The sequence below is a fragment of the Patescibacteria group bacterium genome, assembly GCA_018830295.1.
In the GTDB taxonomy this organism is placed as follows: domain Bacteria; phylum Patescibacteriota; class Minisyncoccia; order Portnoybacterales; family UBA2143; genus JAHJSM01.
This window is the reverse complement of the sequence record JAHJSM010000002.1, coordinates 155697-178090: the sequence shown is the minus strand read 5'-3', so window position 1 is coordinate 178090 and position 22394 is coordinate 155697. Positions and strand designations below refer to the sequence as shown.

Annotated in this window: 27 protein-coding genes; 25 read left to right on the top strand and 2 right to left on the bottom strand. The window is 33.4% G+C overall.

Features of this window, described 5'->3' with window-relative positions; genetic code table 11:
* Nucleotides 1-30 precede the first annotated feature (30 nt).
* Nucleotides 31-915 carry a sigma-70 family RNA polymerase sigma factor gene (locus KKF19_03615; GenBank protein ID MBU2580012.1) on the bottom strand — a complete coding sequence of 295 codons (885 nt, stop codon included), beginning with the start codon at nt 913-915 and terminating at the stop codon, nt 31-33.
* A gap of 95 nt (nt 916-1010) precedes the next feature.
* On the opposite strand from KKF19_03615, the gene yihA reads away from it, so the two are divergent.
* Nucleotides 1011-1586: a ribosome biogenesis GTP-binding protein YihA/YsxC gene (gene yihA / locus KKF19_03610; protein MBU2580011.1), complete on the top strand. Its 576-nt coding sequence runs from the start codon at nt 1011-1013 to the stop codon at nt 1584-1586.
* Nucleotides 1587-1619: 33 nt separating this feature from the next.
* Nucleotides 1620-1826, top strand: a complete 207-nt coding sequence (locus KKF19_03605; protein ID MBU2580010.1) for a hypothetical protein — start codon at nt 1620-1622, stop codon at nt 1824-1826.
* A gap of 55 nt (nt 1827-1881) precedes the next feature.
* Here KKF19_03605 and KKF19_03600 read toward each other — a convergent pair whose 3' ends face one another.
* Entirely contained in the window at nt 1882-2481 is a 600-nt protein-coding gene (locus KKF19_03600) for a hypothetical protein (protein MBU2580009.1), read from the bottom strand.
* Between the two features lie 139 nt (nt 2482-2620).
* Between KKF19_03600 and radC the strand changes: the two genes are divergently transcribed.
* The 23 genes from radC to KKF19_03485 all read left to right on the top strand — a co-directional run bounded on the left by radC (nt 2621) and on the right by KKF19_03485 (nt 22327).
* Nucleotides 2621-3298 carry a DNA repair protein RadC gene (gene radC / locus KKF19_03595; protein ID MBU2580008.1) on the top strand — a complete coding sequence of 226 codons (678 nt, stop codon included), beginning with the start codon at nt 2621-2623 and terminating at the stop codon, nt 3296-3298.
* Nucleotides 3299-3436: 138 nt separating this feature from the next.
* Nucleotides 3437-4498: a virulence RhuM family protein gene (locus KKF19_03590; protein MBU2580007.1), complete on the top strand. Its 1062-nt coding sequence runs from the start codon at nt 3437-3439 to the stop codon at nt 4496-4498.
* Between the two features lie 89 nt (nt 4499-4587).
* Nucleotides 4588-4797, top strand: a complete 210-nt coding sequence (locus tag KKF19_03585) for a DUF3800 domain-containing protein (protein MBU2580006.1) — start codon at nt 4588-4590, stop codon at nt 4795-4797.
* Nucleotides 4772-5251: a DUF3800 domain-containing protein gene (locus tag KKF19_03580; GenBank protein MBU2580005.1), complete on the top strand. Its 480-nt coding sequence runs from the start codon at nt 4772-4774 to the stop codon at nt 5249-5251. Before KKF19_03585 ends, KKF19_03580 begins: the two co-directional genes overlap by 26 nt.
* Nucleotides 5252-5788: 537 nt before the next feature.
* Complete coding sequence (locus KKF19_03575) at nt 5789-8158, top strand: N-6 DNA methylase (GenBank protein MBU2580004.1); 2370 nt, start codon at nt 5789-5791, stop codon at nt 8156-8158.
* 12 nt (nt 8159-8170) lie between these two features.
* The gene (locus tag KKF19_03570; protein MBU2580003.1) at nt 8171-9130 is read left to right on the top strand and encodes a hypothetical protein; all 960 of its coding nucleotides are present in this window, start codon (nt 8171-8173) and stop codon (nt 9128-9130) included.
* A 5-nt stretch (nt 9131-9135) separates the two neighbouring features.
* Entirely contained in the window at nt 9136-10515 is a 1380-nt protein-coding gene (locus KKF19_03565; protein ID MBU2580002.1) for a restriction endonuclease subunit S, read from the top strand.
* Nucleotides 10516-10527: 12 nt separating this feature from the next.
* Nucleotides 10528-10992, top strand: a complete 465-nt coding sequence (locus tag KKF19_03560; GenBank protein ID MBU2580001.1) for a hypothetical protein — start codon at nt 10528-10530, stop codon at nt 10990-10992.
* Nucleotides 10993-11134: 142 nt separating this feature from the next.
* Nucleotides 11135-12097, top strand: a complete 963-nt coding sequence (locus tag KKF19_03555; protein ID MBU2580000.1) for a DUF4238 domain-containing protein — start codon at nt 11135-11137, stop codon at nt 12095-12097.
* Between the two features lie 123 nt (nt 12098-12220).
* Nucleotides 12221-12778 carry a hypothetical protein gene (locus KKF19_03550; GenBank protein ID MBU2579999.1) on the top strand — a complete coding sequence of 186 codons (558 nt, stop codon included), beginning with the start codon at nt 12221-12223 and terminating at the stop codon, nt 12776-12778.
* Between the two features lie 234 nt (nt 12779-13012).
* Complete coding sequence (locus KKF19_03545; protein ID MBU2579998.1) at nt 13013-13558, top strand: ParB N-terminal domain-containing protein; 546 nt, start codon at nt 13013-13015, stop codon at nt 13556-13558.
* Nucleotides 13559-13580: 22 nt separating this feature from the next.
* A complete protein-coding gene (locus KKF19_03540; GenBank protein MBU2579997.1) occupies nt 13581-14021 on the top strand; it encodes a YbaK/EbsC family protein in 441 nt (146 codons plus the stop codon).
* Between the two features lie 490 nt (nt 14022-14511).
* Complete coding sequence (locus KKF19_03535) at nt 14512-14811, top strand: antA/AntB antirepressor family protein (protein MBU2579996.1); 300 nt, start codon at nt 14512-14514, stop codon at nt 14809-14811.
* Nucleotides 14812-15113: 302 nt separating this feature from the next.
* The gene (locus KKF19_03530; protein ID MBU2579995.1) at nt 15114-15545 is read left to right on the top strand and encodes a hypothetical protein; all 432 of its coding nucleotides are present in this window, start codon (nt 15114-15116) and stop codon (nt 15543-15545) included.
* Nucleotides 15546-16179: 634 nt separating this feature from the next.
* A complete protein-coding gene (locus KKF19_03525) occupies nt 16180-17889 on the top strand; it encodes a hypothetical protein (GenBank protein ID MBU2579994.1) in 1710 nt (569 codons plus the stop codon).
* 86 nt (nt 17890-17975) lie between these two features.
* Nucleotides 17976-18260 (top strand): hypothetical protein, encoded by a 285-nt coding sequence (locus tag KKF19_03520; GenBank protein ID MBU2579993.1) that lies wholly within the window; start codon nt 17976-17978, stop codon nt 18258-18260.
* Complete coding sequence (locus KKF19_03515) at nt 18223-18429, top strand: hypothetical protein (GenBank protein ID MBU2579992.1); 207 nt, start codon at nt 18223-18225, stop codon at nt 18427-18429. The genes KKF19_03520 and KKF19_03515 overlap by 38 nt, the downstream gene beginning before the upstream one ends.
* A gap of 20 nt (nt 18430-18449) precedes the next feature.
* Nucleotides 18450-19025 carry a uracil-DNA glycosylase family protein gene (locus KKF19_03510; GenBank protein ID MBU2579991.1) on the top strand — a complete coding sequence of 192 codons (576 nt, stop codon included), beginning with the start codon at nt 18450-18452 and terminating at the stop codon, nt 19023-19025.
* A 37-nt stretch (nt 19026-19062) separates the two neighbouring features.
* Nucleotides 19063-19545 carry a hypothetical protein gene (locus tag KKF19_03505; GenBank protein MBU2579990.1) on the top strand — a complete coding sequence of 161 codons (483 nt, stop codon included), beginning with the start codon at nt 19063-19065 and terminating at the stop codon, nt 19543-19545.
* Nucleotides 19546-19633: 88 nt separating this feature from the next.
* A complete protein-coding gene (locus KKF19_03500; GenBank protein MBU2579989.1) occupies nt 19634-20185 on the top strand; it encodes a hypothetical protein in 552 nt (183 codons plus the stop codon).
* A 76-nt stretch (nt 20186-20261) separates the two neighbouring features.
* On the top strand, nt 20262-20495 hold the full coding sequence (locus KKF19_03495; GenBank protein ID MBU2579988.1) for a hypothetical protein: 234 nt from the start codon (nt 20262-20264) through the stop codon (nt 20493-20495).
* 105 nt (nt 20496-20600) lie between these two features.
* The gene (locus tag KKF19_03490) at nt 20601-21566 is read left to right on the top strand and encodes a type I restriction enzyme HsdR N-terminal domain-containing protein (GenBank protein MBU2579987.1); all 966 of its coding nucleotides are present in this window, start codon (nt 20601-20603) and stop codon (nt 21564-21566) included.
* Nucleotides 21567-21628: 62 nt separating this feature from the next.
* Nucleotides 21629-22327, top strand: a complete 699-nt coding sequence (locus KKF19_03485; GenBank protein ID MBU2579986.1) for a hypothetical protein — start codon at nt 21629-21631, stop codon at nt 22325-22327.
* Nucleotides 22328-22394 lie beyond the last annotated feature (67 nt).

Sequence of the window (22394 nt, the reverse complement as noted above, 5' to 3'; positions counted from 1 at the left end):
AAGGAGATTGCTTTTTGCAACCTCCTTTTCTTATAAATAATCATTTAGAACAAAATTTTGCCCTCTAAATGTTCCGACAACAAATTTTTTATTGAGTTTTCTTAACGCTTTTACTTCAATTTGCCTAATATCTTCGCGAGTTACTTCAAATAAATTTCCCACTTCTCGGAGTGTGTGATCCCATTTTTCTCCAATCCCATAACGCATCCTTAAAACTTTTTCTTCTCTTGGCGTAAGAAATAAAAGCATTTTCCTGATTTTTTCATTAAGTTGATTTATTCGGACAAATTCTTCCGGGTTGGGCGTTTCTTTGTCTGGGATAACATCATTTAATGTGTTTGTGTCCCAACGGTCGCTTACCGTTCCAAGAGGAGAATCAATAGAAATTGTGTTAGCTTCTCGAAACAATTTTAGATATTTAAGCAATGTTTGGACAGAAAGCCCTATTTTTTCGGCTATCTCTTGGTTTGTGGGTGTCCGATGTTCTTTGGCGAGTATTTCGTTTACCTCCTCGATATAACGATTTACGCCGAGAATGATGTGGGTTTGCACTCTAATAGTTCTTGATTTTTCGCAGAGCAATTTTAATATTGCCGCTTTAATCCACCACGAGGCATAAACTGAAAATTTGTATCCTTTTCGCCAGTCAAATTTTTCAACGGCTCTAAAGAGACCAGTGTTTCCCTCTTGGATTAAATCCAAGATGTCCAAAACCTCATTTCGCCAATTTCTTGTGTATCTTGACGCGATACTAAACGCCAATTTTAAATTTGATTCAATCATTTTCTTTTTCGCTTCTTTATTCCCTCTCGCGGTTTTTTTCGCCAATGCCAGTTCTTCCTTTTTGCTCAAGACGGGAATTTTTCGTATTTTTTCCGCATATTCGCTGACCGGATTTCTTTCTTTTTCTTTCATGGCTACTCTCTCCTTTTTAGTTGTTAAATAACTGTTTGTATTATATCAGAAATTTAAAATTAGCCAAAATGGTTTTTCCCTGTTAAGATAATCTTATGATTATTCAATCAGCAGAGTTCGTCAAAAGCGTTCTCGGCACGAACGAAATTTTATACAGCGAATACCCGCAAATCGCTTTTATCGGTCGTTCTAATGTCGGGAAATCAAGCGTCATTAACTCGCTCGTTGAGAGAAAGGGGCTAGTTAAGTCCGGCTCAACGCCCGGAAAAACACAGCAGATAAACTACTTTTTGATTAACAAAAACACATATTTTATTGACTTGCCCGGTTATGGATTTATGAAAATTTCTTTGAAGCAAAAAGAAAAAATCAGAAAAATGATTATTTGGTATCTGTTTAAATCAAGCATAATATTTAAAAAAGTTGTTCTCATTATTGACGCGAAAGTCGGACCAAGCGCTTTTGACATAGAAATGCTTGGTTTGTTGCGAAAGAGAGAAAACGATTTTGTCATCGTCGCGAACAAATCCGACAAATTAAAACAAAAAGAAGTCAAAAAACAATTGGAAATGATAAAGAAAAAAACAGGCGAACAAAACATCATCCTCTATTCAGCCAAAACAAACAAAGGAAGAGAAGAACTTTTGGAGCAGTTGGCGCTTAGTTCTTAACATTAACCCTAACAAAAGGGAGAGAGGTTTCTAATGGATGCAAAGTGTTCTAATTCCAGTTGCCCCAAAGAAATTATTGATTTGAAAGAGGAAATCGCGAAGGAAATTTGCGCGGCCAAATTAGATGCTTCAGTTGTAGGCGTCATAAACAAAGCCCGCGTTCAAAAAATTGTTGAGATGGAGTGTCGTCTTAATGATTTGTATCGCGATTGGGCCAAGGTAATTTATCAGAAGAGATAAAAAAATGGATAACAAAACAAAAAACCGTCTTTAACAGGCGGTTTTTTTATTTTCATTAAATCAAAGGAACACATTCCTTTGTTATACCAACCATTGTTTCGAAATTACTACTCATGTGGTAACCAATCTCTTTTTTGCTTTCAGTGTAAAACTGATGGTAAAAACTTTCTCCCATTTTCTGATAATAATCAGCGCTCATTGTTCGCCAATTCGTCCGTTCAGGAAAAATACTGCAAATCAGAAAACAAACATCTCCTCCTTTCTTAAAAACAAAAGCGTTTTTTCGCTTAATCGCCCACGAAGAATAGTCAACAGCTAGCCAACTTTCCGGAGAAGAAGATAAATATTCCACAAATATTTGCGGAATATAAATGCCGCATAAAAACAAACCCTTATCAATCATCTTCGCTTTGATGATTTTCTTCGCGATCATTCCTTCCATTCTTCTCTTTAACCCACCGATACTTCTTGTTGTAGCAATGACGCTGCTATCCTGGCGCGTGGAAATTTTACCAATCAATTTCGTCGCCCTTTTGAGAAATTCGTTTAAAGATTCAGGCGCCATTTTTTGTCTCTTCGCCCGCGCTTGAGCCAAATTCAAAACAATAGTCATTTCAGCCCTCCTTTCTGAAATTAGTAAAAAGAACAAGAACATCCAATACAATATTTATGATACAAAAAATTTGAGTAAAAATCAAGAAAAAGGGATAATATAACAAACTGGCGTGGAAAAAACCGCGCCAGTTTTTTGATTGACCCGCTTCGTTCAAAAAGATATAATTAAAAATATAATCATGAAAAAATTTAAAATCAGCGATATTCCGTCGGTTGACCGGCCGCGGGAGAAAATGAAAGATAGGGGACCGCAAAATTTGAAAGACGCCGAACTTTTGGCGATTCTTTTAGGAACCGGCTATCAAGGCAAAAATGTTCTTGAATTAGCAAAGTTGGTTTTATCCAAATACCCCCGCAAAAAATTCCTCAATTTAACATACGAGAAACTGACCGAAATCAAGGGGATTAGCCAAGCCAAAGCATGCGTCATTTTGGCGGCCGTGGAATTAACCAAACGCGCCATCGGCGTCGGAGACGAGACCGCGCCAATTATCAAAACGCCTAAAGACATTATCGCCCAAGTTTCCTATATGCGCGACAAAACAAGAGAACATCTGATGGTTATTTACCTCAACGCCCGCAACGAAATGATTTTCAAAAAGCCAATGTTTGTCGGTACACTCAACGCGAATTTAGTCCACCCCCGAGAAATTTTTCAATACGCCCTCCAAAAAAACGCTGCCGCGATTGTCTTAGTCCACAACCACCCCTCCGGTGACCCCGAACCGTCCCAAGACGACCTCACAACCACCAAACGCATCGTTGAAGCCGGCAAAATCATGGGGATAGAAGTCATTGACCACATCATCATCGCCAAAACTAAAGTTTTTAGTTTCTCGGAGAAAAAATTGCTTTAATATCTTAATTTGGGGACAGTCCCTGCTGCGGGGACTGTCCCCAAATTTTTCCGTTGAAACAGCCAGTTTTTTGATTGATTTGTCTCGGGGGTCGGGGTAATATGAGGGGGATGGGTTGAGAGGGAGAGAATAATAATTATGGTGAATAAACAAAAACAAATTGCGCCAATTAATAATAGTTTTACCGAGTTTTTACTTTATACCGCTCCGAATGGGAAAGTAAAAGTAGAGATATTTTTGCGCGATGAAAATATTTGGTTAACGCAGGATAAGATAGCTGTTTTGTTTGGGGTACAAAGACCAGCTATTACCAAGCATCTTAAAAATATTTTCCAAAGCGGAGAATTGCAAGAAAATTCGGTTAGTTCCATTTTGGAACATACCACTAAACACGGCGCCATTAAAGGAAAAACGCAAATACAATCTACAAAATTTTATAACCTTGACGCTATTATCTCTGTTGGTTATCGGGTTAATAGCGCTCAAGCAACACATTTTCGCGTCTGGGCGACCGAACGGCTCAAAGAGTATATCATCAAAGGTTTTACTATGGACGATGAACGGCTTAAAAATCCAAGCAATATTTTTGGGCAGGACTATTTTGAAGAACAGTTGGCAAGAATACGGAATATTCGTTCAAGTGAAAGAAGATTATATCAAAAAATAACTGACATATACGCGCAATGCAGCGCCGATTATTCGCCGACTAATAATATCACTAAACAATTTTTTGCCACAGTGCAAAATAAGCTTCATTTTGCCATAACCGGCAAAACAGCCGCGGAAATAATTCATAAGAGAGTGAACAGTAAAAAGTCCAATATGGGACTGACGACATGGAAATACGCGCCAAAAGGGAAAATTAGAGAAACCGATGTTATAGTTGCGAAAAATTATTTGGCGGAAAACGAGATTGATAAGTTAAATAGGATTGTTGATATGTATTTAAGTTTTGCGGAAATGCAGGCGGAAGCCGGGCGGGTAATGTATATGAAAGATTGGGTAAAAAAATTGAATGCGTTTTTAAAATTTAATGAAAAAGACATTCTTCAAAATACGGGGAATATATCGCACGAGGTGGCAATTGCCTTAGCGGAAAAAGAATTTAAAAAATTTGAAAGAATACAGGACAAAAAATATATTTCCGATTTTGACAAAGAAGTAAAAAAGATTTTAGAAAACAAGAAAAAGAAAGATTAATTATAATTAGGAAACTCGGTTAACCCCGCCCCCCAAGCGGGTTTTTTTGATTGATTTGTCTTGTTGGTTGGGGTAAAATTAGGGGGAATATGTTTATCTTTCTTGATGAATCAGGTAATTTTACAGGGAACAAAGAGCGTAATTTTGTCGTGGGCGGATTTATCACAAACAATCACAAAAGAACATCCAAGGCCTTTCGCAAATGGCAACATACAAAATTTCCAAAGAAACTTCGCTATAAAACAGAAGTTAAGTTTTCAGACACAGGATTAGATGAAAACCTCCGTAAAAACGCTTGAATATTTTACTGAACAAGACATCAGGGTATTTTACGCCTTTTTTAATAAGTCCAACATCCCCTTGGAATATCGAAAAAAGAAAAGTTTGGATAGCGGCTATTTATATGCCGAAGTTATTGTTCAAACCCTTCATCTTCTTTTGCCTACTACTGACTTAGAATTCAGAGTATTCCGAGACGAAAGGCATCTGAAAAAAATTTCTCAAACAAAATTTAATGAAATTACAAAATTAGATTTGTTGCCAAAATTGCCAGCAAAAGCGGTTATTCAAATTGAAGCGTTAAATTCTTCCGCTAGTCCTAATATACAAATAGCAGATTGGATTTGCGGGGCTCTTTTTAGATACCACAATGAAAGAAAAAACGGCGAGCATTTTTTCGCAATGCTTAGAAACAGCATCATCGCGTCTAACGAACTTTTTAAGGATTATTGGGCAAACAAAAAATCCCGATAAATTATCGGAATCTTTTGTAGAGCGGCGTCTTTTGAAACGGACTCTCGAGCTTTATGATCTCCGCATCTGCGGAGAGAACACCCGAGCGCTTCAAAAGGTATTATTGCCAGCCCTAATAATAGAATATCAAATATAGAAACCTTGTCAAGTGGCTATTGATTTTAATCTGGGGACAGTCCCTGCTGCGGGGACTGTCCCCAGATTTTTCCGTTGAAACAGCCAGTTTTTTGGTGTATAGGTTCAGATACATATCCGACAGTTAGGTTTGTAAAATGAGAGGGATAGGATGGTAAGCAAAGAGGTTTGACATTAAGAGTAGCGACATTTCTTAAGGTCGCGCTCGTAGGTCGAACCTCGTTAAGAGAAAACCGGCGATGACATTCATCATTTAGACGGAGACAACGACAAAAGAGTCTGCGAATGGTAAGAGTTATAACCCCGCCCCCAAGCGGGTTTTCGTTTGATTTGTTTTTTTGGTTGGGGTAATATGAGGGGGAGGAACTTTAAATATAATAAAAAAATATAACTAAAACTTTTATGAATAAAGAAATTCAAACGCCAATTATAGACTACCTAAAAAGCAACAAAATTCAAATTGCGAGTTTTCCTCTTTTGGATCAGTCCAAAATAAAATACGACGCACCAATTATACAGCATAGGAAAATAAACAAAATAGCTGGAGATGAAGAAATTGTTAGGGCGTATATCCTCGCAAAATTAGTCAACGAATTAGGTTATAATCCTAAAAATATTGAGATTGAAAAAGAATATGATATCGGCAGACCAAAAGTCAATAAACCGAGGATAGATATAATTGTGCGAGATAACGACGGAAACGCTTTTTTATACATAGAACTTAAAAGTCCGCAGGATTACGAAAAAGACAAAGACGAGACTATAGAAAAACAACTTTTCAATCTTGCTTCGCAGGAGCAAGGGCAGGGCAAGAAAGTTAAATATCTTGTTTTATATACAGTTGAAATAGTAGAAAACGAGATAAAGGACAAATGTATTATTATTGATTATGAAAAATTTTCTTCTTTTAGTTTATGGAAAGAAGCGAGGGATTTTGCTAATGAACTACCCGAAAGATACGGAAAAGCGCAAAAAGAACCATACATAAAAGGTGGTAAAAAAGATTTAGAAGCAAGTTTTACCCATCAGCAGCTAGATGGTCTTAGGAAAAATCTACACAATGTTTTATGGGGCGGCGGAGGAATGGATGATAATGATATTTTTTCTTCGCTGGTAAATATTATCTTGGCAAAAATTCAAGATGAGAGCGAGAAGAAGAAAGACGAGAAATATGATTTTCAAATTTTTTCCTTTAAGGACGGAGAAAGTTTTGAATCCAACGAACAACTTTTTGAAAGAATAAACGAACTATATAAAAGGGCATTAAAGCAACGGCTAAATATCACAGATAAAACAAAATTAAAAAAATCTTTTGTCATTGACGAAAATAAGTTTTCTCTTGCCAAACTTAAATATACAATAACCCAATTAGAAGGCTATTCTTTCGTAGATGGGAAAAATAGTTTTGATGGAAAAGATATTTTGGGAGATTTTTTTGAAGGGATTATCAGAGAAGGATTCAAACAGACGAAAGGTCAATTTTTTACTCACATCAACATCGTAAGATTTCTGCTTTGGGGACTACAACTTGATAAACTTGCGATAGATAGAATTAATAAAGATTTGGAAATTCCTTATTTAATAGACCCAAGCGCGGGCAGCGGAACTTTTTTGATTGAATATATGAAGTTTATTACCGAAAATGTTAAAAGAAGATTTAGAAGCAAAATTGAAACTTCCCAAAATGTAGAAAATAAAATACAAAATTGGTTTTATCCCGACAATCTTGAAAATAAATGGGCGGAGGAGTTTATTTATGGAACTGACATTAATTTTAATTTAGGTACAGCCGCCAAGGTTAATATGATTTTACACGGCGACGGTTCAGCTAATATTTATGTAAAAGACGGTCTTCTCCCTTTTTCTTTTTATTCTAATAAATTAGAAAAATCAAAGACAGATAAAACTTATTTTAACAAAGAAATTAACGAACAATTTGATGTGATTATTACGAATCCGCCCTTTAGCGTTAATTTGGATGATGATACTCAAAAGAATGTTAAGGAGGGGTTTGCTTTTGGTGAAAAAAAGAATTCAGAAAATCTTTTCATAGAAAGATGGTATCAATTGCTAAAACCGAATGGTCGCTTTGGCGCTGTTTTGCCGGAAAGCGTTTTTGACACGACAGAGAATAAATATATCCGCTTGTTTATTTACAAATATTTTAAAGTTAAAGCGGTTGTTTCTTTGCCCCAGTTGGCTTTTGAGCCGTTCACTTCAACAAAAACCAGTTTGCTTTTCGCGCAAAAGAAAACAAAATCGGAAATTGAAGAATGGAATAATCTTTGGAGTCAATACTCTAACGAATGGAATAATCTAAAAACCAGATGCGAAAATTTAACGGCAGTATATCTTGAAGGAAAAGACAGAAAAAAATTGCCCTCTATTAAAAATCTGAAAGAGACGGAAGAAAAAACAATTTTAACAAGAATGCTAAAAGATTATTTTGAACAAGACGATAAAAAACTTTCCGTTAAAGAATTGGTGGAAAAATATCAAAACGAATTAGGGGATTTGTGTAAATACAATAATGATACAAAAGATACTTTTGGATTTGTAAATTCGTGGTGGGTATTCGGCGAGGTTGCCAAAGAATTGAATTACAAAATTTTTATGGCAGAAGTAGAAAATGTAGGATACAAAAGAACAAAAAGAGGCGAAAAACCAATGCCAAACGAACTTTTCAGGACAAATAATAAGGGGGAGATCTTGGTTGATGATAATATAGAAAAAACAGCTTTGGATTATATGAGGAATATTGAGTGGGAGTAAATTTAATAATTTATGTCTAGTCAAGAAGAATTTATTGGTTATATTAAGTATTTCGGTCCATTTTTAGAGGATGGAAGTGTTGATATTGCTAAAGCGGGAAGAAGTTTGGTGGCTTTAGATAAAGTTTTTAAAAAATATCAAAAAGAAGTTTTGAAATTAGACAAGAACGATCAGTTTGTTTTAAAGATATCAAGTGTAAATAAAAATTGTTCAGAATTAATTTTTTTATTAGTTAATGCGGCTACCTCACTGCCAGTTAATATAGCCTTAATAGGGTTGGGATTAAAAGCTATAGGAGTTGGTGAATTTGGTAAAAAGTTTTTTGGAACACTTGGAGAACAATTTGCTCTCAAGATTTTTTCTAAAGGTAAAAACATAATAGAAGGAAAAAGAAAAATTAATAAAGGTAAAATATTTGTAATTTTAAAAAATCATAAAGGCGAGGAAAAAACTATACTAGAAAAATACTGGGAAAATTATAAAAAGTTAGCCCCTTATATTTCTGGTATTGTTCAGTTAGAAAAAGGAAAAGAAGAAGAAATGAAAATTGGATACAAACAGAATAATGTAGAAAATGAAGTTGCCAAAATACGATTTAGCGAAAAGAAATATTTTGATGATTATGATACTTTTTCAATTGACGAAAGAATCCGAGAACCTTTTGACGAAGAAAATGCGGAAGAGATAAAGATTATAGGTCAATTTGTCGATTTTTATGGGCTTGCACATAAATATCATTTTGCTTTTCAAGCAAGAAGGAGGCAGGATGATATTGGCAAAAGAAAAATACTTTGTATCGTAGATAAAGAAAAAATATCTGAGATATTAGATTATCTAAAGCCTGAAAATACTAAAAATGTTTGTATTTCTGGAAAAGCTACAAGAGACTGGGAAAGGAAAGTTGATAAAATTAAGATTGACTGGATAAACGAAGATGAAAATTTTAATCCAAATCAAACAAGAATTGGTTAATCTTTATGTCGCTAAAACAATTTACAATTGATTTTCAGGAATTAAGAAAAGATTCTTTCCTAAGAAATGATGAGAAATATCATATCTTTTTAAATTTTTTAAATTGGAATTTATTTGAATCAAAAAATAAAAATTTAGTTTCATTAAAAGACATTCTTGTGGACGATTATAATTTATTTAATTATGAGGAAGGCGAAGAATATAAGGGAATTCCTACGGGGCAAACATATTTGGATAAAGATGGTGAAATTAAAGGGCATCAGTCTGTAACTGCAGAAGATCATCCAAATAGATTAAAACATAAAGCTTCAAACGATAATATTTTAATTTCAAGTTTAAGATTGGCGAAATCGCCAACTTTATATTTTAAAAATAAAGATTTATCTAATTATGTTTTTTCGAATGGCTTTTATATTTACAAAATTAAAAAAGGATGGAATATAAAATTTATCTTGTATATTTTAAGAACAAAAAGATTAAGAAATATTTTAGATAAACATATTTATCGAGGAATCGGAATATCTGCATATAAGGACAGCGATTTAAAGAAAATTAAAATACCTTTAATTTCTAAACATATTCAAGACCAAATTGTTGTCAAAATTGAACCAATCGAAAGAAAAATTAAAGAGATGAAAAACCAAATTATTCCGGCTCAGAAAATTATCAACAAAGTTTTTGCGAGAGAGTTTGGATTTGATTTAGAAAAATTTGAAGAATTAGAAAAAGAAAATTTTTTTGAGGCGGGGTTTAGTGAAATTAATAATGATCCACTACTAATTTTTAAAGTTAAATACCACAAATATAATATAGATTTTTTAGAAAAAATAAAAACTATAAAATTAAAGAAAATAAGTGATTTTATAAAAGCGGGTAATGCCGAGAAATACAAAGAGGTGGCAGAAGAAGGAAATTATATTTCAGTTGAAGATTTGAATTCTGATGGTGGCATTATGTCTTATAAATTTTCGAATTCCAAGAATGCTATCCTTAAGATTAGAGATATTTTATTTAGTCGTGTTGGGTCAAAATTAGATAGCGCCGATATTCCAATTGGAATTATTAAAAACGATTTTCAAAAATTTGCTAGTGATAATATTTTAATTATTAGATTAAGCCGATTTAATAATGATTTTGTTATGTATTTTTTGAAATCTGTTTTTGGGAATAAACAAATTAGAAAAGTAGTTAAAACCAAAGGTCAACCTGTAATAAATTCAACAACATTAGGAAATATTAAAATTCCAAACATTCCCCTAAAAAATCAACAAAAAATCGTTGACGAAATAAAGACCGAACTCGATAAACAAGAAAAAATGAATCAAAAAATAGAAACAGAAAGAAATAAAATAGACGAGATTATCGAAAAAGTTGTGGCTGTTTGATTAAAATTAAATATGAAGATAAAAAATATAAATAAATTTGTTTATCCCGCTGTAATTATAGTTTCCGCAATGATAATAGGCGGAAGTTTTGTGTGGGTTCAGCATAATAAACAACAATCCATTGAAAGACAACAAAGATTAGAATTAGAGGAAAAAAGGAAGGAGCTAGAATTAGAAAGGGAAGAATCAGAGGTGAAGGCAGAACAAGAACATAAAGAGTATATAGCTAAAAGAAAAAAAGATTGTTATGAAATATATGAAAAAGAAAGAGAGGCTTATAATAATGTATTACACCAAAACTATATTGAGAAAGATGATGTTTGTAGAATTACCTACAAAGCGTCAAAGGGCGAATGGAAGGATACTGATTGTGAAGAGCTAAAACCTGAATATAACAAAGATTTTCCAGGATTATACTCTTATTTTTATAGAGAGTATACTAATTGTAAGGAAAATCAATTTGACAAAGAATTTTAGCAAATTTTTTTAGAGCGACATATATAATAGGTAAAAAGCCGTCAGGAACTTTTTTAAAAATAAAAGAGGATTACAAAAAATTAATCTGTCTTTGGTGCCTTTTTACACACAAATAAAAAATTAAAATCATAATAAGTCGTATATGCCAGACAGACAACAGATTACAAAAAAACAGCACTATGTTCCTCGTTTTTATTTAAAACAGTTTGCAGACAATAATGGCAAATTGTCTGTTTTAGATATTAGAAATAAAAAGATAGGCAGAAAAAGAGCATATAGTGGCGTTTGTTATGAGAAATTTTTTTATGGAGTTAAAACAGGAGAGCAAGATGATGTGAGTCAGGCAGTAGAGGATTATTTGCAAAACATTGAAGACAAAGCAGTAAATGCTATTGCTTATTTTTGTAAACAAGTAAAAGACAATAAGTATATTAGTAATAATATACGTTATGATATCTCTTATTTAATGAGTATTATGTGGATTCGTACCGATTATTTTAGACAGCAAATGAATAGAATGAGTGAAGATATGACCAAGAAATTATACGGTTTAAATGCTGGGCATAAGGATATTTACATTAAAAAGGCAAAAGAATTAGCTAAAAAACAAAATATTAATTTAAGCGATAAAGAGATTAAGAAGATGAGAAAAATGATAATTGATGGAAAATATAGTTTAACCTTTAATAATGCTCAACATCTACATTTTTTTGAAGATGTTGAGGGATTTGCTAATTTAATTTATGCCAAAAATTGGCGAGTTTACATCGTTACAGGAAAATACAGGTTCATAACTTCTGACACTCCAGTAATTGAGTGGTTTCCAGAAAAAAAGAGTTTTTATGGAGTAAGTTTTTTAGAGAGAAAACATTATTTTCCAATAACACCCGAAGTATTAATTGAAGCAGTTTATCCTATTTCTGGTAAAAATCTAAGGAGAAAAAGATTAAACGACAAAGAAGTTCTTGAATATAATTTTATTAGACCAGAATATTCTTTAAATTATTGCTACTCGGATGAAGAAGAGCAGTTTGGTAAAATACTAGAAATAGTCAATGTTCTTAATCGGCAAGGACGAAAGGAAAGGTATCAAGAATCTTTTTAGGGAATAAATAAAAACCCATTCGGCTATCCGAAAGCCGACCAGAACTATGACGGGGACAGTCCCCGCCGCAGGGACTGTCCCCTTGGGGATAAAAAAAGATTTGAAAGGAATTTTAAATAATTTATGAAAAATAAATACGGAATACCAGATGCAGAATTAGATAAAATTAAATCAAGAGACAAAACTTGTGTTTATTGTCATAAAAGAATGGTTAAACCCAGTAATGATAGTTGTCGAAAGGATTGGGCAACAATAGAACATTTAAACTATTTACCTCCTTGGAATAATTCTTCTACTGTAGTTATTTGTTGTGGAAGTTGTAATTCAAGTCGCGGTAATAAAAAATTATTAGATTGGTTTAAAATGTCATATTGTAAAGAAAGGAACATAAACGAAAAGACGGTGGCAAAATCAGTTAAAGAATATATCAGATATATTGAAAACTTTATAGATCGATGCGCTTGGACATTTGCAAAAACAATGCCGCAAGTGCCACATTATTATATTATAAGAGATAATTTATCTAATGATGATAAAAAAACATTTGATGATTTTGGTAAATATATAAAAAAGAATGGTTATTCTGATTTATTTAATTCGGAAAAATATGATTATTTGAATATTGGTTGTTTTAAGTATTGGATGATCGGTAATATATTGAATAAAGCCAAAAATATATAAAAAATAGAAATAAAATCTTTGAAATTAGAGAAGGAATATCTTAAGAATAGGTTTAAGGAGGATAAGGGGGAATAAAAAAAAATTGAAAAAATCGGTTCCGAAAAAGGCGTTTGAGGGGGAGTTATAAATAATAATATAATATGCTATATTATCTTTTAATCTTGTAAATAATAATATAAATAGTCAGGAATCTTTTAAGAAAATAAATAAAAGATTTGGAGGGGGATTGGAGATATGGAAAAAATACCAAAAATTATAGAAGAAGTTGGTTTTGATTTTGATTGGGATGAAAGAAGGGTTTGGGCGCTTGATGTGCCTATTGCTCGAATGGATATTAAAGAGTTGGAATGGCATTTTGATATTCCATTTTGGAATGAGAATAATATTTGGTATATATTAAAGCCAAAAGATGTAATTAATCATCCTGAAAAATATAAAATAGAATACAAAAGAACAATGAAAGCTGATTTATCTCATCCTATTGATATTATGAAGAATAAAGGAAGATGGTTGATTCTTGATGGTCTTCACCGTTTAGTAAAATCTGTAATTTTAGGAGAACAAAAAGTTCAAGTGCGAATAATTTCGAGAGAAAAGATTGCTGAAATTATCAAGGGTTCATCTATTTTCCAGAATGTACGAAATATTCGGGATATGATAAAAGGGCAATGTAAAATATGCAAACATAGCCAAATATGCTATGGTTGTAGAGGGACAGCATTGCATCACACAGGCGATTATCTTAACAGCGATCCGACTTGTTGGTATAATCAGAAGTAAATTAACGCGACAGGGGCGTATTATGAACAATATAGAAAAATTCAAATCTAAATGTAAAATATTAAGACATAAAAAAAGCGGCGCTCAAACCGAAAATGCCGCTTTGGCGCTTTCCGAAAAGTCATCCTCTATAATTAAAAGTATTTTATTAAAATCTGGAAATCAATTTTTGGCAGCAATAATTAGCGGTGATAAAAAAATTGATACTAAAAAGATAAAGAAATATTTTGATGTCTCAAAAATTTCTTTCGCGAAACCAGAAGAAGTGGAAAAACTAACGGGTTTTAAAATTGGAGGACTTCCGCCATACGCGTTTTTTGACAAGTGCAAGGTTGTGATTGATGCTAATTTAATGGAAAAACCTTATGTTATAGGAGCAGGTGGCGATGAATTTACTGGGATGAAATTCAATCCAAAAGATTTGTTATTGCTTTACGGCGATGTGACTGATATTACGATTTGAACAAATTCAATCATTTAAGGACAGAAAATAAACTTCTGTCCTTATTTTTGTGGAGAAATATCAGAGAAAGTCGTCAGGAGCCTTTTTAGGAAATAAATAAAAGATTTGGAGGGGATTTGAAAATAAAATTATAAAATGCAAAATATTTTTACTCTCGAAGCCCACTCCCGAAGCCAGGCTTCGGGCGCGCGCATTAGAGAAGGAATATCTTAAGAATAGGTTTAGGGAGGATAAGGGGGAATAAAAGATTTAGAGGGGGTTTGGGGAGAAATACAGGGGGTGAAAAAAGGTCAGACCTTCTGAGCGAGACCTTAAGAAATGTCTCTACTCGAAAGGCCTGACCTTTTTTAGGAAATATAAAAATCGCCTTTTGGGCGGTTTTTTGATATAATGTAAAAAAATAATTCAAAACAATGAACGACCTTATAAATATCAAAGTAATTCAAAAAGATTTTAATGGCGAGAAAAAAAATTTGTTAACGCCAGAGAATTGTATCAATGGCTCGGCGTTGGCAGGGATTTTTCAAATTGGATAAAAGACAGGATTGATAAATATGATTTTACAGAAAATCTCGATTTTTTTATAGCCTTCGCCAAATTTGGCGATGGATTTGATGGCTTAAATAAGTTTGATGAATTTGCCTCGCAGAGGAACTGGATGGTTTACCAAAAAAGAGCAAGGAGCATCATGGCAACCTACGACGCGGAATTGCGAAGCATTAGTCATCCCAAATTAATTGATTACAAAAAAGAGTTTAGCCAAGAAGACATTCAGAAACTTATTGGATAATTTCCGCTTTAACGATAAAAAAGTTCCTGATGACCTTTTTCAAATTAATTTAATCTTTTCGCATGCTTCCAAAAATTTCTGATTTATGCTAATCTACAAATAACAATTTGATTGCCTAACCCTTATAGTTTGGTCTATAAGGTATGGTAAAAAATCCACTGCGATATAAAGACGGGCATCCGTCTTATCATCATGTCGCAGTGGTTGCTGCCGAAAGGCAGTAGACAGTTCCGAAAGGGCTGTCGGTAAGCGGGTGCCCTTTTTTGTTTGTCCGCTTGCCAGTAAAAAACCACTGCGACACAATGATCCGCCTAATTAATATTTTAGTCACTTTTTTTGCGGGCATAATCGGCTTCGGATTGTTGTTTTTAATTCTTGTTTTAATTACAATTAAACTTAACAGCATAGAAAATAATTTTTTTATTTTGGCGCTTCCTGTCATTTTTTCTCCTCTCTATGAAGAATTAGGCAGATATTTTTCAATTTTAATTTGGAAAATAAAAGTTTCTTATAGTTTTTTCTTTGGTCTTGGCTGGGGAGTGTTAGAAGCCATTGTCCGATATATCAACAAAGGAATTTCTGTTTCGGTTTATCCAATACTAATCCATGTAATAGCGGCTATAATTCTTTGTTATTTCATTAACAAAAAGAAACCTGTTTTAGGACTTCTAACGGCTATCGCTATCCATTCGGGATATAATTATCTTCTTTATTTTCTTTTGGGAATTAAATAATCAACAAACTAAATTTAATTGAAGATGTCGGGAATTTTTTTTAAACTAAAATAATATTTCAAAGAAAGAGATGACGGGGGCAGCCCCCGCGGACGGGGGACTGTTCCCTTGGAAAAAAGCCGTCAGGAATCTTTTTCGCTTTGACAAAGATTATTGTTTTTGTTAGCATTAAATTGTAAAAAGTAAATTATAACTTTATGAAAAAATTATTATCATTTGCGTTAGCGGTAGCCTTTTTTATGATCTTGGGATTTTTATTTTCTACACCTGCTCATGCCGGGTGGGTTAGCGGATATTATAAGAGCAACGGGACATATGTCAGCAGTTATTATCGGAGTTCGCCTTCATACTCAAGTTATAACAGTTATACTCCCTCTTATAGCAATTCTTACTCTACAAGAAGTTACCCTTCATACAACAGCGGGCTAAAATGGCAAAGTAGTTACTATAAACCAAGCACGGGGACATATGTTCAGGGTCATTTTAAGACTTATTCGGACGGATATACTTGGAACAATAGAAAAAGCTTATATGGTTGGTAAAATTGAAAATATTTTTTTGCCCGCTTTCAAAGCGGGCTTTATTTTTTAGAGCAAGAATAGCCAAATGTAAAATAGAGTTGATATCAATTATCATGAAAAAATATCTCGAAAAACAGAAAAAAGTTTTAGAGGGGATAGTGTTTAATTGGAAGCGCAGTTTAACTGCGTCTTTTTTATTATTTAAAAAGAATATTCCCAAAGAAATAGTTATTTGGTCTATTGTCGGGGTTGTTGCTTTAAATTTTATTTTCTATGATTACGCTCTTGGCAAAGAATTCGCTGGTTATTTATCCGATAAGCCCGTTTTCAATAATATTTCTAATTTAATTTATAAAATTTCTTGGGAGAAGAATTTTAAGATGGAAGAATTGAGCCAAGAAGCCGATTTAAGTAAGATTAAAGAAGGGAGAGCGAATAAAGTGGCTCAAGAAGAAACTACTAAAAGAGATGAAGCAGAAGTGGCAAAAAGAGAAGCTGAAGTAGCAAAAGATGAGGCAGAAGAAAAAACTCGGCAGGAAGCAATTAAAAGGAGTCGAGCCGAAGTAAAAGCAAAACAGGAAGAGTTTGAGAGAAAATTAAAAGAACAAGAATTATCAGAAAACGAAGCTGAAGAAGAAAGAATGAATGCCGACATAGATGGCGACAGTTTAACATACAGAGAAGAGTTAAAATTAGGAACCTCTGATTTAAATTCGGATTCTGATGGTGATGGGATAGTTGACAATAAAGACACCCATCCTGCGGGCGGAGGGCGGAATATGCCTCAAACATTCACTTGGAACTATGGTGGTTATGATTGGAATTGGATAGAGTCAATTCAAGAAGATTGGTATGATTATTATAAAGCAAAGCCAAGAAGCTCTCCTGAAAGTTTAGAATATATTACCAGTGATGATCCCTTTATCAAAAAGATAAGTGAGAAAATTTCAAAAGGCGCTAATGATAAGAGCAATATCAGTGAGGTTTGGTTGGCCGTATCTTTTGTGCAAAACTTGCCGTATGTAAAAGATATTTTTACCGGTTATGATGAATATCCTAAATATCCCATTGAGACATTTTTTGAAAAAAATGGAGATTGCGAAGATACCAGTTATTTAACAGCTTCTATTATTGACGCAATGGGATATGGTTCTGTTCTTATTTTGTTGCCAGGGCATATGGCGGTGGGTGTCTATATGAATTGTGATGTTTCGGGGACATATTATGAAGTTGATGGTAGATGTTATTATTATATTGAAACCACGAACAAAGATTTTGTTGGAGGCGAAATTCCTGACAGTTATCGCAATACTCGCGCAACTATAATAAGAATTCCTTCTGGCAAAACTATTGATGTTTATCCCCAATATGAAAAACCTTGCGAATATTCTTCTGATTTTTCTGCCTATTCTGATGGTGTCAATTTTTATACGGATAGTCAATGCAATAATCAGATTTACTGTTTATCTTTTCAACAATACTATGTTAAACCCCCAGGAACAGATTTTTATTGGGATAGTAGTTGTTCTCAATTGATGGTAAGGGGATGTTCTAAATCTACAAGCCCTTCGGGATATTTTATTAGCGGGGGTGAATATTATTATGATTCTCAATGTTCTCAAACGGCAAAAGTGTGCAGATTTTCCACATATTATTCGGACAGATATTGGGATGGTTATGATAATTATTGGGATAGTAGTTGTACTCAAAAAGTGGTGTCTTGGTGTGTTAAGGCGACTTATTATCCCGGGTATTTTTTTAGCGGTTTGGATTATGAATATTATTATGATAATCAATGCACCCAAAAAGTGACAGTTTATTAATTAAAAAACAAAACTATGGCAGGGACTGTCCCTAAGAGAGGAACCTTTTTGGTAGAATAAATAAAAGATTTAAAAGAAATTTGAATATGAAAGACTTTAAAAAATTTATTGAAAGTTTATTTGTGGTTTGGGGAATTATTTTTGGTTTATTTACTTTTTCTCGCTTAAATCTGATCGGAAACTTCCATTATACGGACAATATAAGTTTAAATTTTTTAATAGATTTATCTGGGATAATTGGGATTATTTTGTTTGTGTATAAAATATTTGAACTTAAAGTAAATCTTGATTATGAAGATAAAGATGAATTTGAAAAAGAAATTAGAAAAGAATATGAAAGAAAAAATCAAACAAACATTGGGAGCGATTAGAAGAATAGCCGCCTTGTCTTTGTTGGTTGTGTTTTGCTCGGTTTTGATTCTATTTTGGGGTTCGTTCCTATTGTCGGGAGAAAGTTTTGATAAGTTTTTGGAAGAATTGGATGAAGAAATAATATTTCCGATAGAGGGATGCATAGAAGGTTGTTGGTTTGTGGGGTAGGGGATTTGGGGATAAAATTTATGTTAGACAAAAAATTACAAGAGATTTTTGATAGATATAACAAAAAAAATGGCGGCAATTGGCTGGCGGGAAATTTTATTCCACCGGAAGAGAAGGAGAAATATAAGATAATGTTTATTGGGCAAAAGCCGTCAGATTATTTTTTAAAACCACAATCAAAACATTTGAGATATTTAGGGAATTACAACGCAACATTTATTGATGTTGGTTTTCAGTGTTTTTTGAAGAAACATAATTTGGGAAAAGTTTATGTAACCGATATGGTCAAAAGAGAAGGGAAAGCAAAGGTTAAACCTAAAAAATTTAAAGAAGAATGGTATTCTAACGACAATTTTAGAAAATGTTTAAAAGAAGAAATAGAATGTTATAATCCACAGATTGTTGTTTTAATGGGTGGTAATGTTGAAACGCTTTTCAGAAAAAATCTTAAGGAATTAAATGTTGAATTGTCTAAAATATATTATTCTTCGCTTCGTGATATTTCATTTTATCATCCTTCTTATTTGGGTAGAAGTCCCCACGCGACCGTAAAATGGGATGAGCAATTTGAGGGGATAGTAAAAAGATTGAAATAATTTAAAACATATGCCGCCAGAAGGTATTTTATAAAACATGACTCTCCATATTAAAAAACCTAATTTTAAGTGTTCTCAATGCGGGGCTATCTTTGTTCCCTATAAAAAAGGGATAAAATGTCCTAAGTGTGGTATAGAGATTAAAGAAGACATTAGCGAACATCTTAATTTTATAGATATGCTTGCAGGGTCAATGAAAGTGCATAAAATGCAATTTGGGAGATATTTTCCGGGCGCTTGGTATGTGGGCTCAATGAGCGATCATATTCAATCCCTTATTTTTCAAACATTTGATTCTATGGAGTGTGATTCAGAGCATGGCAAGGAGAAAGAATATTTATCAAATCTTATTAACAAAATGAAATGCGAGAATGACAGAGAATATTTTAAGAACTATTTAAAAAAAATTGCTTTTAAGGTTTTTGACATTTACGAAAAAGAAAATTTCGCGTCTATTGAGAAAATAATTCCGTCTAGGAGCGAAAGAATCAGGAAATGGTTTCGCGACTTTATGCCTTAGTTAAGAAAAAGGAGGAAAGGCGCTAAAATCTATACGGAGGCGGCGGTTGGGATAAATATATTAAAAGTTTAATTTTTGATGAGTAATTATGAAATTTGTAAAATTTATTAAAAACTTTTTTAAGGCGGGCGAGCGGGAAATTGCCGAGGATGGACAATCGGGGATTTTTAGCGCTGAATGGCCTTTTGCTAAAGAAGAAATTTACAGAGAGTTTGATATTGTCCTGAAAGAAAATCTTGGCAGGATGGATAAGGAATGCCTAAAGCGAGTTGAGGGCGTGGAAATTACAGATATGAGCGTGAATGCGGATAAATGGGTCAAAATAAATTATAAATTAAAATACAATAACGATGTTTATAAAAACAGCGTAAGGGCGTCTGATTTTAAAACAGCCAAAGAATGGGCAGAGCATTTTTATATGGAAATTTTACAGAGTTATAACCCTCAAGAAAATGACCCAGAAATAAAAATTATTATTAAAAAGGCGGCTAAAGAAGCAGAAAGAAATCTTATTTTCACGCGAAAGACATTAGGATATTGTCATCTGTTTTGGGATGAACAAAAACGAATCTTAAAAGATAAATATGGGATAGATTGGAAAACGCCGGCAGAAAGAAATCCTGGTGTTTGTTATGATTAAATATTTTTTTGACAGAAGACCATAAAAGGGGATAAGCAATTTGAAGAATTAAAGAAATTGATTAATAAACAAAACCATGACAAAAAATAAAAAAACAAATAAAAAAGAAGTTCAAAAGAGGGTTAAGAGAATGAGACCGAGGGGGATAAGGCCTATGAAGCAGGATGAGTTTTTAGAAACTATGGGTAGATTGAGTTTAATAGATGATGAGATTAAGAAGGAAAAAGAGTTATTTGAGATTAAAATCAAATCTTTGAAATTAGAAAAGGAATATCTTAGGAATAGGTTTAGGGAGGATAAGGGGGAGTAAAAGATTTGGAGGGGATTTACTATGACGGGGACAGTCCCTGCCGCGGGGACTGTCCCCTTAGGGGAGGAATCGCCAAGAGGGTGGTTTTTTGGTATAATACAAAAAATGAAAAAATCTGAATTTCTTAAAATCATAAAATCAATTGAGCCGAGTAGGGATATTGTTGCCGGGAGGAGGGGGTCGGAGGAGAATGTAAAGATTAAGATAGTATTGCCCTTGCTTCAATTTTTGGGATATGACATTGTTCGGCATTTAGATTTTGAGCGGCTTAGCGCTGATATAGTGGTCATTGATGAGAAATTCAAACCAATCTTGATCGTGGAAACTAAAGCGTGGGAAGAACAAATCAAAAGACATCTAAACCAATGCTTGGAGTATACTTTTAAGATTAAAACGCCCTTTATAATAATCACATCAGGACAGCATACGGCTTTGTATTCTTCTTTGGGGAATTTAGATAATCTGAATGAAGTTGAGCCGATAATGGAATTTAATTTGAATGATTTGTTGGGCAAAAACGGCAAAAATATTTTATCTAAATTATATTTATTAGTCAGCAAGGATAGTTTATCGAGCGGCGCTGGAGAATTGAATAAGGCCGTTATGGCGTTATTGTCTAAGAATAAGAATATAAAAGAAGCGCGAAAGGAGTTTTTAAAGAAATGCGAAGATTTTAAGACAAGTATTAAAACGGTTAAAATCACGGATGATGATTTTACGGAATTGGCAAATAATTATCCGGAGGAAGTTTATAACGCTTTGATGTTGGCTAAAGATGAATTTTATAAAATATCGCAGGGGAATAATAATGTCAGGATTAGGTATAGAAGCAAGTCAATCGGGTTGGAATATTTACATTCAACTGGTCCAAGACCAAAGTTAATAGGATTAGTAGAGATTAACCCGTCGGGTGGTTGGATCGCTTTCGGAATGGAAGGTTGGGCCAAATTGTTATCGTCAACAGAGATTATTAAGCGATTGAAAGATTTTCCTAAAACTGTAAAAAACGAGAAGCAAATTCGTAAACTTGTTAAATTAATCAAAGACGGGCTTGAGGATATTGTTTTGTGATATAAAAATCAAATTTAAGAATCGCCTTTTTGGCGATTTTTTGGTATAATGGGTGTATGATTATGACGATTAAAAATAATGTAAAATTAAAATTTATCAAATCCTTTGAAAAGGAGTTTTGGTTTGTTGATAATAACTATAGCGGGGCAAGGAAGGTGATAGGCAAAGACCGCTTTCTTTACATTGTGAATCATAATATCCCAAATTGTTCGGACGAAAGTTTTTCCGGCTTGCGCGATAAAGTTAAAGAGCATATTAAATCAAACAAAGACGAGATTGTTCGTTTAATCGATGAAAAGGGGAATGAATTAGAAAAAAAGTGGCGGAAAATTGAAGATGCTTTTTTTCGGCAGATGGAGGAAGCGACAGAAATAAAGTGGAAATATAAAGAATATAATATTTATCTTTTATTCTCTTGCTTGTGGGGCGGCGATTATGATATTGGCGCGCCTAATATCTATATCAATCCCTTGCTTGAATACGGAGACCCTCTATATGTGGTTTTTCACGAATTGAGCCATTTGATGTATTGGGAATTTGTTTCAGAATCTTATCCTCAAAGTTTTATACAAAAGAATAAAGATTTCTTATGGCGGTTGTCTGAAGTAATGGTTAATTATCCGTTGTTAAAATTAAAAACCAAAATTCCCTTGGTTATTCCAGAAAATTTGGCGGAGGAAAGCAAGGGTTTGGTAAAAAGATTTTCCAAGGAATCTTTTAAAGAAATTATCAAGCGTGAAATAGAAAAAGGGATCAAATAATTTTTGACCCCTTTTTTGTTCCTGCTTTTATTTGCAGGGGGGATAGGCGGGTCCGTAGCAATAACAA

Bases quoted from the DNA above. Each gene is read 5' to 3' on its own strand.
- KKF19_03615 (MBU2580012.1), bottom strand. From the start codon at position 915: ATGAAAGAAAAAGAAAGAAATCCGGTCAGCGAATATGCGGAAAAAATA.
- KKF19_03490 (MBU2579987.1), top strand. From the start codon at position 20,601: ATGAAAAAATCTGAATTTCTTAAAATCATAAAATCAATTGAGCCGAGT.
- KKF19_03505 (MBU2579990.1), top strand. From the start codon at position 19,063: ATGACTCTCCATATTAAAAAACCTAATTTTAAGTGTTCTCAATGCGGG.
- KKF19_03500 (MBU2579989.1), top strand. From the start codon at position 19,634: ATGAAATTTGTAAAATTTATTAAAAACTTTTTTAAGGCGGGCGAGCGG.
- KKF19_03565 (MBU2580002.1), top strand. From the start codon at position 9,136: ATGTCGCTAAAACAATTTACAATTGATTTTCAGGAATTAAGAAAAGAT.
- KKF19_03570 (MBU2580003.1), top strand. From the start codon at position 8,171: ATGTCTAGTCAAGAAGAATTTATTGGTTATATTAAGTATTTCGGTCCA.
- KKF19_03540 (MBU2579997.1), top strand. From the start codon at position 13,581: ATGAACAATATAGAAAAATTCAAATCTAAATGTAAAATATTAAGACAT.
- KKF19_03605 (MBU2580010.1), top strand. From the start codon at position 1,620: ATGGATGCAAAGTGTTCTAATTCCAGTTGCCCCAAAGAAATTATTGAT.
- yihA (MBU2580011.1), top strand. From the start codon at position 1,011: ATGATTATTCAATCAGCAGAGTTCGTCAAAAGCGTTCTCGGCACGAAC.
- KKF19_03525 (MBU2579994.1), top strand. From the start codon at position 16,180: ATGAAAAAATATCTCGAAAAACAGAAAAAAGTTTTAGAGGGGATAGTG.
- KKF19_03580 (MBU2580005.1), top strand. From the start codon at position 4,772: ATGAAAACCTCCGTAAAAACGCTTGAATATTTTACTGAACAAGACATC.
- KKF19_03560 (MBU2580001.1), top strand. From the start codon at position 10,528: ATGAAGATAAAAAATATAAATAAATTTGTTTATCCCGCTGTAATTATA.
- radC (MBU2580008.1), top strand. From the start codon at position 2,621: ATGAAAAAATTTAAAATCAGCGATATTCCGTCGGTTGACCGGCCGCGG.
- KKF19_03520 (MBU2579993.1), top strand. From the start codon at position 17,976: ATGAAAGACTTTAAAAAATTTATTGAAAGTTTATTTGTGGTTTGGGGA.
- KKF19_03550 (MBU2579999.1), top strand. From the start codon at position 12,221: ATGAAAAATAAATACGGAATACCAGATGCAGAATTAGATAAAATTAAA.
- KKF19_03530 (MBU2579995.1), top strand. From the start codon at position 15,114: ATGATCCGCCTAATTAATATTTTAGTCACTTTTTTTGCGGGCATAATC.
- KKF19_03600 (MBU2580009.1), bottom strand. From the start codon at position 2,481: ATGTTCTTGTTCTTTTTACTAATTTCAGAAAGGAGGGCTGAAATGACT.
- KKF19_03555 (MBU2580000.1), top strand. From the start codon at position 11,135: ATGCCAGACAGACAACAGATTACAAAAAAACAGCACTATGTTCCTCGT.
- KKF19_03515 (MBU2579992.1), top strand. From the start codon at position 18,223: ATGAAAGAAAAAATCAAACAAACATTGGGAGCGATTAGAAGAATAGCC.
- KKF19_03485 (MBU2579986.1), top strand. From the start codon at position 21,629: ATGACGATTAAAAATAATGTAAAATTAAAATTTATCAAATCCTTTGAA.
- KKF19_03495 (MBU2579988.1), top strand. From the start codon at position 20,262: ATGACAAAAAATAAAAAAACAAATAAAAAAGAAGTTCAAAAGAGGGTT.
- KKF19_03510 (MBU2579991.1), top strand. From the start codon at position 18,450: ATGTTAGACAAAAAATTACAAGAGATTTTTGATAGATATAACAAAAAA.
- KKF19_03585 (MBU2580006.1), top strand. From the start codon at position 4,588: ATGTTTATCTTTCTTGATGAATCAGGTAATTTTACAGGGAACAAAGAG.
- KKF19_03590 (MBU2580007.1), top strand. From the start codon at position 3,437: ATGGTGAATAAACAAAAACAAATTGCGCCAATTAATAATAGTTTTACC.
- KKF19_03545 (MBU2579998.1), top strand. From the start codon at position 13,013: ATGGAAAAAATACCAAAAATTATAGAAGAAGTTGGTTTTGATTTTGAT.
- KKF19_03575 (MBU2580004.1), top strand. From the start codon at position 5,789: ATGAATAAAGAAATTCAAACGCCAATTATAGACTACCTAAAAAGCAAC.